We start from the raw sequence: 12832 nt of genomic DNA, 5'->3' as shown, positions 1-12832 counted from the left end.
CCCGCCAGAGCATTCCGGCGGGGCTTCTCGTCTCACGTGCTCTCACACGCGTCTCACAGACTGTGTGGACGCCCCCGGACTCAGGGGCTCCGGCATGGCCTTGGGAGTCGTTCACCGGTTCGGCTGGACGCCCCAGGACACGGGTTACGACCTGTGCCATGTGGTCCCAGAGCGGCCCCCAGTACGAGTACGGGGGCGTCGTCCGGGCCGTCGATCCGGTGTTGCAAGGTCTGCTCACTCACCCGGCCACGCTACCGAATTATCCTGATACCGAGTCTTGATGGGATCAGCGATTTTCCCCAGTGTCACTCGGATTCCCCAGTCGATTCAGCAGTCAACTCTGGTGCCACGGATGCGAGAGCTATGTCTGGTGAGGGCGAGGACTGCGGCGGTGCAGGAGAAGCCGATCAGTGCACCGAGGGTGTTGCTGGTGAGGTCGTTGATGTCGGCGCTGCGTCCTGATCGGGTCAGGTACTGGGTGACCTCGATGGTGAGGGAGCCGAGGAATCCGAAGAGGGTGGCCTGGTACCAGCGCACCGGGAACAGGGCTAGCAGGAGGCCGACGGGGGCGAACATGAGCACGTTCAGCACGGCGTCCTTGATGTCCGCCGCATTGGTCAGGTCCAGTGGCTTCAGGTTGAGAGCGTGGCCGCCGCCGGAGGGGGTCCCGAAGGTGAAGTAGACGATGCAGGCTGCCCAGAACCACAGCAGCCCGAGGGCGACCCGCTGCGACATCTGCCGAGGACTTCTGCGCCGGGTGGTGACCGCGCAGAGGGCAACACCACCCAGAACGCCGATAAGGAAGGTGACCGGGAAGAACATGGTGAGAAGCTATCAGTCGATCATAAGAGACTTTTTTACTCGACGAAGCGGCAGTCGGGGCATCCATTGATTTCGCTCTGGACGGGCTGCTGTGTGGGGAATCCGAGTGAGCATGTCTGTCCCCGGCCCAAGCAGAGGGTGGGGAGATTCTAAGATCCTCATCAGTCTGGAGCCGTCGGAAGGTAGCCGCCCACCGCGCCCGAAGCAGAGTCTTCGCAGGTCAGAACCTCACCGTGGAGACGAGGCAGACGATCGCGCGACCCGGCTCGTCGTAGCTCACCATGATCCGCTGGTACGGATGCGGTGCCTTGCTCGTGGTCAGGACCGGGGTCTTCTGGCCAAGAGAAGCGACGTTGCAAGGTGCGCGCCGACATCTCACTCACGTCCTGCACGCTCTCAAATTCACCAACCTCGCCTGGCTTGCCGGAAACAACACCGCGCGGCTAACGGGCTCCGGCGGCCCCGCAGCCTGCCAGCCCTTCGGAGCGCTCCTCCATCCCGACCAGCTGTGGCCCGGCCTCGACCACACCGCGCTGCTGACCGGCGCCCGCATCGCCCCATCGTCGTGCTGCTCGCCCTCGCCGCCCTCGGCGCCCTGGGGTGGTCGCAGCGCAAGAACACCTCGGGCGAGAAGAAGCCCATCCGCGGGCTGGCGCGCAAGAGGGACACCGAGCCCCTCCTCGCCAAGGCGATGACGACCAAGGCACTGCTGAGGCGCTGCCAGTCATGGAACAGGTCTTGTTCCCCGTGTAAAGGCGGAGGTGAGCCGGCGATGGAGCGGGCGGCGGGGTCGATCGAGCGGTCCTCTCCGCGCACGCGGGGATGGCCCCGTCGGCATGGACAAGTGGGCGAGACGACCCGCTACTCCCCGCATCCGCGGGGATGGGCCCCGAAGCCCCCTCGCGTGCCGATGTGTTGGCTTGCTCTCCTCATCCGCCACGGTGAGGCGGGGCCTGTTGTGGCTGCGGTCCGTGCCGAAAGTGGCTTCGTCTACGAGAACGGTTCTGCCTCACTTTCCGTGGGAGCTGACTGGCCGTAATGTCATGCGCTTACTCAGCTGGTCGGTGTGGCCAGCAGGAGGGGCTGCATTGAGCAGTACTACGACATGGGCGACCAGACCCTGTGGAACCCGTCCAACGGGGCCTCCCGGCTATTCATGAGCCAGGTGAGCGTCTATCAAGCCGAACTGGGTCTGCCGTCCGGTATCGGACCCATGCAGGCCGACGAGTGCCAGGTCGACCCCGTCGCGTTCAAAGCGTTCGTCGACGCCCTGCTCGCGTGGCACCGGAGAACGAGTCACGTCGTCATGGCTGCCCTGTCCGATGGCTTCGTCGCCATGGTGCTGGTCCTGGCGGAGAGAGCAGACATCGAAGTGAACTGGTCACCAGCAGGCTTCGCTGAGGGCGACGGCGTCAAGGATGTTCAGGTCCCGAGGGCCCCGGTTTCCTCTGAGAGGGCTTGGGCAGCCACCCTCCAGCGGAAGTGACGTGAGCTGGGCCGCTTCATGACGGCCTAACAATCCAGCTGTAGATCGTGACCAGGCTCGTTTGAGGCTGATGCGCGGTGCTGCTCTACGCTGCCCTTCATGATCGCCAAGCTGCAGTGTGTGGTGTTGGACTGTGCCGATGTAGTTGAGCTGTCCCGGTTCTACCAGTCGCTTCTCGGCGGCGTGGTGAACCAGCCGGATCCACGGTGGTCGCTCGACGACGGCTGGGCAACGCTACATTCCGATGGTGGGTTCGTGCTGGCCTTCCAGCGGGTGGATGACTATCAGCCACCGCGGTGGCTGGATCCCGCTCGGCCCCAGCAGTTCCACCTCGACCTGGAGGTCAAGGACCTGGACCAAGCTCAGGAAGACGTCCTCAACATGGGCGCCGCACTACTCAATGAGGGTGACGGAAAGCGGAGTTGGCGCATCTTCGCGGATCCCGCAGGACACCCGTTCTGTCTCGTCCGGGACTGACAGGTAACACCGCGGGGTGCGCCCACCGTTGATCACCGTGAGTTGTGTGGACCGACGAAGAGAGGGTGGCCGCAGGCCACGGCATAGTTCCCACCGGTGGGCGGAAAGCGCTCGAGGTGGGTATGGGCCGGATGGCATGCCACCTTCGCCCGGTACGAACCCCGCTTGCGGGCCGGGCGGTTGGTGCTGGGCCTGCCGTCGGACTCGCCGTGGAAGAACTGCTGGACGATCGCCGAGTAGGCAGGGAGAACGGCACGCACGGCATGCAGCACCTGCTGTGCCGGGCCTCTTGGGACGCCGACGCCGTCCGGGACGACGTGCGCGAATACGTCGTCGAGCACCTCCACGACGAGGCCGCGGTGCTGATCGTCGACGAGACGACGACGTGAAGAAGGACACCGGCACCGTCGGGGTACAGCGCCAGTACACCGGCACCGCCGGCCGGCTCGAGAACTCCCAGGTCACTGCCCCCCTCGTCTATGCCGCTGAGCGCGGCCATGCGGCGGTGGACCGGGAGCTGTGCATCCCTCGTTCGTGGACCTGTGATCCGGACCGCAGCCGGGCCGCGGGCTCAGCGAGGACCCCGTCTTCGCAACCAAGCCGGAACTAGAGCGATCAGCCACCGCTCGCTACTGTCACCGGGAAAAGGACGCGGGCATGGCACTGGTCAAAAAGGGATCGCGGCTCATCACCGTTAATGGCACCACCTACCGACGGCGCCTGCGCGGACGGCCGACCTACGGCCAGGGAGTGGTGCAGTCGCCCCTCACCTTCGCGGTCGAACAACGCCGACACTCCCGGAACCACACTGGTGATCACCACCGACCAGCCGCATCCGAGCAACTGGCTCGAAATCCAAGGCAGCACGGTCCTGCCCACCCAGGTGGCTGACAGTATCCGCACCGCCCTTACCAACGGCTGGTCGCCGATGAGCCCCGGCCCACCGTTCCTCCTCGACCAATCTGTGGGCTTCGTCCCGTCCCACTGACTCAGCCCGCGCACAAGGACTCACCGGCCAAGCGATCGGTGAGTCCTTCTGATTTCCGGCCTCCACCCCCCAGTTGACTCGCTCCGTGAACCAACTGGGGCGAAGAGCAGCAGTGAGAAAGATCCGGGTTCTGGCCGCTCTTTCGTGAATGATCTTGAGGAGAGGCTGGTGAGGGCTGATATCGACGGTCGTGGCCACACACCGTCAGACGTGCTCGTCCGCGGAGGTGGTGATGACGGGCTCGGGGCCGGTGGGCAGGAGTTCAAGCACTAGGGCCACAGCTTGTTCGGCGGTCTCGACTTCGCCGATCACGGCGCGAGGACTGCGTCGGCGAACCTTGAACCGTCCGTTGTGCAGGGGCACGATGGATCCGGCCTGCACAGTCCAGGGGTAGCTGGGGGAACTGCTGAAGAACAGGGCGAAGTGGCTGGTGAACGGATACAGCCGCCGGAGTCGTGGTTGAGCGGCGGCGGCCTCCAACAGCGGAACGATGCCCGGATATGGGCGCCCGGGCGAGCGGATCTGGTGTACTGCATGGCGCCACTGCCAGCTGAGTCGTAGGGACTGCCAATGGGCCTCGACAACGTCAGCTGGCCCGCGACTGCGTGCTGCGGCTATGTCTGGCAGAACTGGTCTTGGAGGCAGGGGCAACTGTTGATCGCAGGTCTCGTCCTTCGCGTCCACTGTCATAGTGTCGCGGCCGTAGCCTGAAACCGGTGCTCTGATAAGGAAGATCATGGCCGGGTGAGAATGCGTATCCGGAGGAGTCGGAACGAGGCTCGGCCCTACATGGCCCGCTTGAGCCTCTTCACCCGGTTTACGCGCCCTTCGACGACTCCGGAGTTCCAGGGCAGGGTTCAGGCCGGCAGTCACTGCGTCGAGGACCTGGCGGAGGAAGCCGGCGAAGCCCTTCATAGGCGAAGTGGCGGAGGCTTGCCTTCGAACAGGCAGAAGGTATGGTGGTCGGCTTCCCTACTGGATGTCCAGCAGGTGGGGGTGTGTCGGATCGATGGGGCAGATGAAGATCCGTAGGGCGCCCCCTCTGCCGGGACTCAATCCGGTTGGCGCGCAGGCGCCCACGTGGTTTGCCTCGGAATCCTCGATGGGGCGCCAGCTCTTGGAGCCACCGTCCCATTCGCTGCTGTCGAAGCTGAGCAGTAGGTCCATCGACGCTCCGCACCGGCAATTGGCGGGCGCCGGATCGGTCAGATGCCAGGTTGCCCAACCGCCGGCCTTGCAACCGGGGGCGATGGACAGGTCGTACTGGTAAGTGACATCAGTCTCGTCCAACCATCGCTCATCCTGCGCGTCGAGGCGCTCGCAGAGCGCGTCGGGCAGCAGATCCGCGTACTGATACTCGGTCACCAGCTCAGGGTGCAGCGCACACGGCGTGGGCAGGTGGGAGTCGTCTGCATCCCGAGGCTGTGGCCGCGCGATGCCGGGAGCGGTGGAGACATCGGGTGCGCGCCGCCAGACGAGGTGTACGGACGGGCCCATGTAAAAGTGGGGCTGACCGGGCAGATCCTGGTGGTTGGTGGGGCACCACAGAACCTGGAGGAGGTCGGTCCCTGAGGGGAAGCTGACGTTCGGGATATCGCGGGCGTGCAGCTGGGCGACGGCCACCAGGGGGTTCGGCTCCTCATGTGCCTCGGCCTCGTACCAGTGGGTGGTGTAGTGGATGAGGTCGACGGAAGCGCCGCGACGGCCAACTGCGTCATCGAGCAGAGCGAACTCCTCCGGGCTGCGCCGTCCGCCGCGTCCCACCCCCTGCTGCGCCTCCCGCTTGGCCTGAGCCTGCTGCAACGCGATGACGAGCTCGGGGGCTATCGGCTCACTGCGCTGCACCATCCGAGGCGCGGTACACGTAGGCCACGACTCATCGGCGGGCCAGAGCAGAGGACCGCCGATCGAGCTCTCGGTAACGTCCGGAGCGCCGGGTCTCGGGTGCAGCCGGGTCGTCTCCCTGGTGTGGGCCGCCAGTTCCGGCAGTTCGGCGGTGACGTCGATGGGCCGGGGTGGTGTGGTACGGGGCAACGTGTTGCTCTCCCAAGGCTGCTGCAATGTGAGGACGGTCTGCGGGCATGCTCACGGATGAGGCGGGGCTGTCGACCGTCAGGAGCGCTCCGTCATCCTCTACTCCGGACCCTGCCAGCTCGGCTACTCCCGCGCCGACGGACCCCACCCCTATGGCACCACCCTGCATCCCGGCACCGTTCAACCTCGTTCTCGACACCAGCGGCCTCTGAACGCCCTCACACGTTCTCAGCCAGCTCGTCCTCCTCCACGCGCGGAGGACTCCGCTGGGCCTTGTCCTGGCGACCATCCCGTAGGGCGCCTCGATGGTAATTTCGCAGAATCGTGTGAGGGGGGACAGGTGGACACTGACCTGCGGCATGCGGCTGTCATGGCACTAGGCGAGCTCGGGCGAAGCCATGACTACCGTGACCGGGCGGATGCCGGTCACGGCCTGGCCGCGTTCGCCGAGATGCAGGAGGCCCTCGGGCCGCTGCGGGAGCTTGTGCTCGACCCGGATGACACCTTCGTCACGCGGCAGACCACGGAAGCATTGCTTCGGCGAATGGACAGGGTCGGGCTGACGATAGTCGCGTCCGCGCTGACAGTCGCCAACTCGAATCACAGCGATTGGATCCACACCGCAATCGTCGACGTATTCAGCCTCTTCTCCGACGACCGGGACCATGCGATAAGGCTGTGCGAGGAGATGTCGCGGGAGACCGACGACCGTGTTGCACTGGGAGCCCGTCAGCTACACGAGGTCCTGGCAGAGATCGATCCCGTTCTTCGTCCCCTATGACAAAGGCACCGTACGTCTGTGGGACACCGCCTCCGCCCAGCCTCTCGGCCAAGCCCTCTCCACGCCCCGGGTGACCCTGTTCTCGCCCTCGCCTTCACCCCCGACGGCAACACCCTGCGCGTCGAGCCCTGCCGGCCACACCGCACTGCTCGTCGTCGCAGCAGACCTGCTCCAGTCCCCCTCCCGCGGCGACCACCCCGAACTCATTGAACCGCTGCACGCCCTCATCACGTCCGTGGCGAGGTAGCCAGGTGCAATCGGTCCGACGCCGCCTGACAGAAGCGCATCGTGGGAGGCTGTAGACGCCGTAAGGGCTGCTGTCGGCCCGGGACATCCAGGGCCGACACAGCATGCGGTCAGCGGACTCCAAGCCGGATCTTCTCGTCAGGGAAGCAGTAGGAGGACGGCACCGCACGTGGTTCAGTCGTCTTGCAGTGACCGCAGAAGTCGAGTTCGCACGTCGGCCCTCCGGTCGTCTTCGGCTGTGTCGTCGGGCTCCAAGGCCGCATGTGCATTCTCGTCGGGCGTTGTGTCGGCGTTGGCCAGCAGTGCCTCGTCGATCATCTTGCTGGAGCGGATGACGACGGACTCTGCCGGCTCTTGCGGCCAGACGGCGATGAGGTAGTCCTCGACCGGCTCGTCGCTGACCCCGTCCGGGTTGATCGAGCGCCCCGATGCATGGACGCGCATTCGGTACCAGCCCGGTCCTTGGGGGTTGAGCGAGGGAAGGTCATCGGGCGCGATGTCGTAGCCGGAGTTGATGCGCAGGTCACCTTCGACCGACCGCACGCTGATCTCTACGATCTCTTCCCAGTCGGTCGCCTCAACGGGCGGTGCGGCATCGAGACACTGGGCCGTTACGCGCACATGGCCGGTGTTGATGCCGGTGAGGATCCACGCTCCGTGGTCCATCGGAGCGGCGAGGCCGTTTGACCATCGCACCGTTTCCATGGGCACTTGGGCGTCGTCCGAGACACCGAAGATGCCTTCGTTGACGAACATGACAGACGATGTGGTCACGTGTACGAGGCTACCTGGGGAGCAAGCATGGAGGGGGCGCTGCGGAGAATTCCGCAGCGCCCCCTCCATGAGCGGTCAGTCGCCGATCAGCACCCGGTAGGGATCACCGTCCAGCATCCGCTCGGCCTTGTAGAAGCTGCTGTTCATGCCGCCTTGGTAGTTCTGATCGGAGACACTGATCATGCAGGCGCTTGCCCCCTTCGCACCCGTGCGCGAGGGCACGCCGGGTATGGAGCACCCGGGGAAGCTACGACGCTTCCCGCCGGCAGACAGCCCCTCCTTCGACGTGGCCAGGGGGTACTCGTCACAGCTCTTTCCCTGAGGCCGTGGCCTCGTGGGCGGGGGTCCCGCATCCGGCTGAGCCGCTGACACCTCGCGTCAGCGGTCGATCGGGAGCACCCTGTCCAGGCCGCTGTCGCGCAGGATCTGCTGGATGGTGTCGTCCAGGGTGCTGGCGGCGTCGATGACGGTCTCCAGGGTGTCGGGCAGGAGGTCCTTCTCCCGGTACCAGTCACGCAGGTGGTCCTCGGTGACGTGCTTCAGGTACTCGGCATCGGGTTTCGTCGCGTGCCGGAGCACCGTCTCCGTGTAGGGCACGTCGAGGTAGTAGCAGCGTGAGACGCCGCGGTGGGCGCACACCAGTTTCTGGAGCATCGTGCCGTAACGGTCGGCGTACAGGATGCCCTCCACGACGACGTGGAAGCCGTTGTCCAGGGCGTAGCGGGCAGTGAGATCGATCAGGCCGATGTTGGCGCCGCCGGGCCGGTCGCGTTCGCGCAGCACAATCCGACGCAGGTTGTCCTGGCTGACGATCGCGAGGTTGCGGCCGAACTTCTCGCGCAGGCCGGCCGCAACGGACGACTTCCCCGAGGCGCTGTTGCCGCGGATCACGATGAGGCGTGTGCCTTCGGTTCCCACCACGCCCAGCACGATAGCGGCGGTCGCTGACATGACCCTCTCTCACTGGGCTGCGGAGTACGCAGGGCCCGTCTCAGTCACTCGCCGTCGGCCTTACGCTCAGCCGCATCCGGGGCTCGTGGAAGTGATCCCAGTTCATGACCAGACGGAAGCGCTGATGCACCTCCAGCCGTTCCACGTCGGCCTGCTCCTGTACTCGATGCACCTGGGCGTCGCCGGCCTCAACGAGTTCCGCGAGGGCGATGCGGACATCGTCGGCATCGCGGCCGGTGGCGGCCGCCAGGCGGTCCAGGGAGGTGAGTACCTCTTGCCGCTCGCCCAGATCATCGACCAGGTATGTGGTGAGCCCGTTGACGAGCGGGCCGGTGCGCATCATCCAGCGGATCCAGTCGAGCCGTTTTGTCTCACGCTGTGGCATCCGCCTGCTGTCTCAGGTACGTGGCCTTTCCCAGCGGTCCGTGCCCGGCGTGGCCAAGCTGGTGGACAGCGTCGGTAACCTCGTCCGAAGGCGTCAGGCCAGCTCGCGCAGCGCCTCGCCAAGCGCCGCCGCCCCTTCGGCGATGGCCCCCGACGGGGTGGCCGCGTAGCCGAGGACGAGGCCGGGGTGGCCGGGCATCTGCCGGTGCCACGACAGCGGCTGGCACTTCACGCCCCGGGCGAGCGCGGCGGCGGCGAGCTCGGTGTCAGGCACCTCCGACGCATACGTGACGGTTAGGTGTAGGCCGGCCGATGCGCCGTGCACGACCGCGCCCGGCAGGTGCTCGGCGATGGCGTTGATCATAGCGTCGCGGCGCCGCCGGTGACGGCCGCGCAGCAGATGCAGATGCCGCTCCAAGTCGCCGGACTCCATCAGCCGGGCGAGCACGAGCTGCGGCAGCACCGCATTGCCCAGGTCGGTGAAGCGTTTCGCGTCGGTCAGCGCGTCGCGGTAGCGGGGCGGCGGTACCACCCAGCCGATCCGCAGCGCGGGCGCGAGCAGCTTGGACACGCTGCCCATGTAGCACACCCGGTCGGCCAGCAACGAGCGCAGCGCGGCCACCGGCGGCCGGTCGTAGCGGTGCTCCGCGTCGTAGTCGTCCTCCATGATCAGCCCGCCGTCCTTCGCCCAGAGCAGCAGCTCGCGGCGGCGCTCGCCGCTCGTCACCACGCCGGTGGGGAATTGGTGGGCGGGCGTGAGCAGCACCGCGCGGGCGCCGGTGGCGCGCAGTGCGTCGACGCGCACGCCACCGTCGTCGACCGGCACCGGCGGGGTGGCCAGGGCTCCGTTCTGCAGGTGCTGGCGGGTACCGAGCGAGCCGGGGTCCTCAACCGCAACGCTGTCGATGCCGTCCGCCCGCAGCACGGGGTGCAGCAGCGTAAGCGCCTGCGCGGTGCCAGCGACAATCAGCACCTCGTCCGGCTCCACTCGGATGCCGCGGCTGGTCGCCAGCCAGGTTGCGACGGCGCGGCGCAGTTGTGGGGCTCCGCGGGGGTCGCCGTAGCCGAGGTTCTCGGCGGACAACTCGGCGAGCACGGCTCGTTCGGCGCGCAACCAGGCCGCGCGGGGGAACGCGGTGAGGTCGGGCTGGCCGGGGGTGAAGTCGATGCGCGCGCGGGTAGCGCGCAGCGCGTCGAAGACGTCGGCATTGGGTTCGCCGGCGAACAGCGTGCCTGGCACCGCCCGGTTGGCGACGACTGGCGCCGGGCCCCGGCACGGCCTGGTCCCGCAGGGCACCGACGGCTGCAAGAGAGGTGCCGCGACCACCACCGTCCCACCGCGCCGACGCCCCTCGACGTGGCCGTCCTCGGCCAGCCGCCGGTACGCCTCGGTGACCACCCCGCGCGAGACGCGCAGTTCGGCGGCCAGCACCCGGGTGGGCGGCAGCCTGCTGCCCATCGCCAACTGGCCGTCAGCTATCGCCTGCCGCAGCCGCCGGGCCAGCCAATCCGCCTTACCGCCAACGGGTGCGTCACCGGCGTCGAGCTGCAGGAAATCGGAGCCGTAGGCCGGGGGTCCGCAGTCCGCCGACGTGGCTGCCGTCACGGGTACGGCGGCCGTTCCGTCCGCTACCCGTCTCCCCTCGTTCACCGGGCCGATGGTGTCACACGCCATCGCGGCCTCTGCGTGCTCACCAGGGGCCTACCCACCGAAGACGAATTCCGGTGCGGATGAGGTGAGGAAGGCCGCCGCGGGGTCGGTCGGCCAGTGCGCGGCCAGTTCCTCAGCCACCGTGTTCAATAGCTCCGGCACGACCTCGGCTCCGCCGTCGTGCATGGCCTCCGTCACCACCAGGATCCGGCAGGTGCGCTCACCGACCGCGGAGTAGCCGCTCTGCCGCTTGGCCCAGCGGCGGGCGTGCACCCGTCCGACGGAGTCGGTGAAGGGCACCTCGCCGGGTTGAGGATGCTCGGTGCCGCCGCCGAAGATCGTGTAGTGCTCGTCACCACGGGCGTAGCGCACCTCCAGCAGAGGGCCGGCGATGCGGTCCGTGTCGAGGACCGCCACCGGCACTGCGTACGCGACCGATCTCGCATTGCACAATGCGACCACCGGATGGATGCGCGGCAGTTCTCCCTTCTTCCTCAGCCGCCGCAGCAGCGACTCCGAGGCGCAGCGGTATTGCGTCGGCTTGAGCCCCATCCGGGAAAAGGCCCGCCGCCAGGCCAGCACTTCGGGGAACTCACTCTCGGTGGCACCGGCCGGCCGGGCCGCGGCACGGGCCGTGTATTCAGCGACACGCGGGCCAACATCGGCGGCGGCGCCAATGCCGGTGGCCCACAGCGCACCGGCGGTGAGTTCGGGGTGGCCGGACCAGATTGCGCCCGCGTGCCGGAAGCGCATCTCACGCCACCGCCAGCCACGCGCTCAGGCCCACGAAGCAGGCGGCGAACCCCCGGCGGATGCCGGTCATCACCCTCGGCCTGGCCAGCACGCGGTGTCGTACGGCGGCGGCGCACATCCCGTACGCGGCGAAGACGACGAAAGTCAGCGCCATGAAGACGGCGCTGAGCCGGAGCATCGCGCCAAGGGAGCCGGACTCGTCGGCGGGCACGAACTGCGGCAGGAACGCAACGAAGAATATCGTGAGCTTCGGGTTGAGAAGGTTGATCAGTACCCCGGAAGCGATCACACGGGCCGCTGACCGCGGCTCGGTCTCCCCCTCGACGGACAGCGCCTCCTTATCGCGAAGCGTCGCCCACGCCATGTACAGGAGGTAGCCGACCCCGAGGTATTTCACCACCTCGTAGGCGACGACGCTGGTGTGCAGCAGCGCGGCGAGGCCAGTGACCGTGGCTACCAGATGCGGCACGATGCCAAGGGTGCAGCCGAGCGCAGCGACCACGCTCGCCCGGCGGCCGTGGGACAACCCGGCAGCCAGGGTGTACACCACTCCGGTGCCGGGAGTGACCACCACGACCAAGGTGGTCAGCAGGAACGCGATACTCAAGGAGACCTCCAAAAAGTTCAAGGTCCTCCCACCCTTCCTCGGCCATGGTCCGGCGGACAGAGCCAAAATGTGCCGAGTCAACTGGTCCATAAGGTCGAGTCGACAAGCGAAGTACGCCCCTCCGCGCGCATCGCCTACGGCCGCATAGAACGTTGGCGGACTGGGACCGGGAATTCGGGAGCGGCAAACTGTTTCGCACCAGCATCGAAAGCGTGTTCAAGAAGGTGCACGCCATGGCGGCAAAGTGGCAGCTGGAGGCTCTCACGGCGGAGAGCGGGCAGTTCCTGGTCGGTGACAACCCTGCGGTGACCGTGCGCACGGATGCGACGCCCCTTCCTTACAACATGGCTTTCGGGGACGCGCACTCCATCGTGCTGCCCATTGGGCACCGACACCTGCTGGCTCTGGGACCAGAGAACATGTTGGGCACCACTCCCAGGTCTCGCGTCGACGAGATCAACACCGTGCAGATCCTCGCTGCCGACCGCTACAGCGATCCGGTGTAGGCGCGTTCGCCGGCGGTTGCCGCGTGGGGTTCGCGGGTGTCGTGGGCGTGTGTGATGTTGCCGAGGGCGTCGTAGGCGTAGGTCTCGGACCAGTTGTCGGCCGTGACGCGGGTGATGCGGCCTGCGGGTGTCAGCTCGAATTGGCGGCGACCACGGCGACGTTCGGTGACGGTGCTGGGCAGCCGTCCGTGCGGTAGGCGTAGGTGCGTTCCTGAATGCTGGTGTAGGCCTGGTGGCTTGTGCGGTGTGGTCGATGGCCCACAGGGACTGGGCGCTAAGGCGCTGGCATGCGTCCCAGGCTTGTGTCAGGGCTGCGCCGCTGCCGAGGAAGCGGGTGGTTTCCTGTCCGGTCGCATCGTAGGCGAAGGCCAG

General features: G+C 67.0%; 15 protein-coding genes and 2 pseudogenes. 6 read left to right on the top strand and 11 right to left on the bottom strand.

The window, feature by feature from the left end:
* Window positions 1-153: 153 nt before the first annotated feature.
* Together TU31_RS40585 and TU31_RS12820 are read right to left on the bottom strand one after the other, a co-directional pair.
* A pseudogene (locus TU31_RS40585) lies at window positions 154-242 on the bottom strand (3-oxoadipate enol-lactone hydrolase); the annotation flags it as partial.
* Between the two features lie 85 nt (window positions 243-327).
* On the bottom strand, window positions 328-822 hold the full coding sequence (locus TU31_RS12820) for a VanZ family protein (protein WP_042153498.1): 495 nt from the start codon (window positions 820-822) through the stop codon (window positions 328-330).
* Window positions 823-1888: 1066 nt separating this feature from the next.
* On the opposite strand from TU31_RS12820, the gene TU31_RS12815 reads away from it, so the two are divergent.
* The 4 genes and pseudogenes from TU31_RS12815 to TU31_RS39675 all read left to right on the top strand — a co-directional run bounded on the left by TU31_RS12815 (window position 1889) and on the right by TU31_RS39675 (window position 3773).
* Complete coding sequence (locus TU31_RS12815; RefSeq protein WP_306304257.1) at window positions 1889-2308, top strand: DUF6086 family protein; 420 nt, start codon at window positions 1889-1891, stop codon at window positions 2306-2308.
* A gap of 99 nt (window positions 2309-2407) precedes the next feature.
* Window positions 2408-2785: a VOC family protein gene (locus tag TU31_RS12810; protein WP_042153496.1), complete on the top strand. Its 378-nt coding sequence runs from the start codon at window positions 2408-2410 to the stop codon at window positions 2783-2785.
* 122 nt (window positions 2786-2907) lie between these two features.
* A pseudogene (locus TU31_RS12805) lies at window positions 2908-3418 on the top strand (IS701 family transposase); the annotation flags it as partial.
* A 178-nt stretch (window positions 3419-3596) separates the two neighbouring features.
* On the top strand, window positions 3597-3773 hold the full coding sequence (locus TU31_RS39675) for a hypothetical protein (RefSeq protein WP_245698517.1): 177 nt from the start codon (window positions 3597-3599) through the stop codon (window positions 3771-3773).
* A 204-nt stretch (window positions 3774-3977) separates the two neighbouring features.
* Here the strand turns inward: TU31_RS39675 and TU31_RS39375 are convergent, their stop codons facing one another.
* Both TU31_RS39375 and TU31_RS12795 read right to left on the bottom strand, forming a co-directional pair.
* Entirely contained in the window at window positions 3978-4463 is a 486-nt protein-coding gene (locus TU31_RS39375) for a DUF6193 family natural product biosynthesis protein (protein ID WP_245698532.1), read from the bottom strand.
* 282 nt (window positions 4464-4745) lie between these two features.
* Window positions 4746-5807: a hypothetical protein gene (locus TU31_RS12795; RefSeq protein ID WP_063770792.1), complete on the bottom strand. Its 1062-nt coding sequence runs from the start codon at window positions 5805-5807 to the stop codon at window positions 4746-4748.
* Between the two features lie 340 nt (window positions 5808-6147).
* Between TU31_RS12795 and TU31_RS12790 the strand changes: the two genes are divergently transcribed.
* Entirely contained in the window at window positions 6148-6588 is a 441-nt protein-coding gene (locus TU31_RS12790; protein WP_245698516.1) for a hypothetical protein, read from the top strand.
* A 420-nt stretch (window positions 6589-7008) separates the two neighbouring features.
* Here TU31_RS12790 and TU31_RS12785 read toward each other — a convergent pair whose 3' ends face one another.
* The 7 genes from TU31_RS12785 to TU31_RS12760 all read right to left on the bottom strand — a co-directional run bounded on the left by TU31_RS12785 (window position 7009) and on the right by TU31_RS12760 (window position 11954).
* The gene (locus tag TU31_RS12785; protein WP_158894411.1) at window positions 7009-7608 is read right to left on the bottom strand and encodes a hypothetical protein; all 600 of its coding nucleotides are present in this window, start codon (window positions 7606-7608) and stop codon (window positions 7009-7011) included.
* 75 nt (window positions 7609-7683) lie between these two features.
* Complete coding sequence (locus TU31_RS40770) at window positions 7684-7980, bottom strand: NucA/NucB deoxyribonuclease domain-containing protein (RefSeq protein ID WP_078885736.1); 297 nt, start codon at window positions 7978-7980, stop codon at window positions 7684-7686.
* A gap of 6 nt (window positions 7981-7986) precedes the next feature.
* Complete coding sequence (locus tag TU31_RS12780; protein WP_042153491.1) at window positions 7987-8559, bottom strand: P-loop NTPase family protein; 573 nt, start codon at window positions 8557-8559, stop codon at window positions 7987-7989.
* A 40-nt stretch (window positions 8560-8599) separates the two neighbouring features.
* Complete coding sequence (locus tag TU31_RS12775) at window positions 8600-8944, bottom strand: DUF6042 family protein (RefSeq protein WP_052718918.1); 345 nt, start codon at window positions 8942-8944, stop codon at window positions 8600-8602.
* A gap of 93 nt (window positions 8945-9037) precedes the next feature.
* Window positions 9038-10618: a MocR-like pyridoxine biosynthesis transcription factor PdxR gene (pdxR, locus tag TU31_RS12770; RefSeq protein ID WP_078885735.1), complete on the bottom strand. Its 1581-nt coding sequence runs from the start codon at window positions 10616-10618 to the stop codon at window positions 9038-9040.
* A 27-nt stretch (window positions 10619-10645) separates the two neighbouring features.
* A complete protein-coding gene (locus tag TU31_RS12765; protein WP_042153488.1) occupies window positions 10646-11347 on the bottom strand; it encodes a B3/B4 domain-containing protein in 702 nt (233 codons plus the stop codon).
* Window position 11348: 1 nt separating this feature from the next.
* Window positions 11349-11954 carry a LysE family translocator gene (locus tag TU31_RS12760; protein ID WP_042153918.1) on the bottom strand — a complete coding sequence of 202 codons (606 nt, stop codon included), beginning with the start codon at window positions 11952-11954 and terminating at the stop codon, window positions 11349-11351.
* Between the two features lie 212 nt (window positions 11955-12166).
* On the opposite strand from TU31_RS12760, the gene TU31_RS39130 reads away from it, so the two are divergent.
* Window positions 12167-12460, top strand: a complete 294-nt coding sequence (locus TU31_RS39130; protein WP_045867308.1) for a DUF4238 domain-containing protein — start codon at window positions 12167-12169, stop codon at window positions 12458-12460.
* Window positions 12461-12832: the final 372 nt, after the last annotated feature.

Origin of the sequence: Streptomyces lydicamycinicus (genome assembly GCF_000829715.2) — a bacterium.
Taxonomy (GTDB): domain Bacteria; phylum Actinomycetota; class Actinomycetes; order Streptomycetales; family Streptomycetaceae; genus Streptomyces; species Streptomyces lydicamycinicus.
Note: the sequence above shows the minus strand (reverse complement) of the source record. Positions and strands in the feature narration are given on the sequence as shown.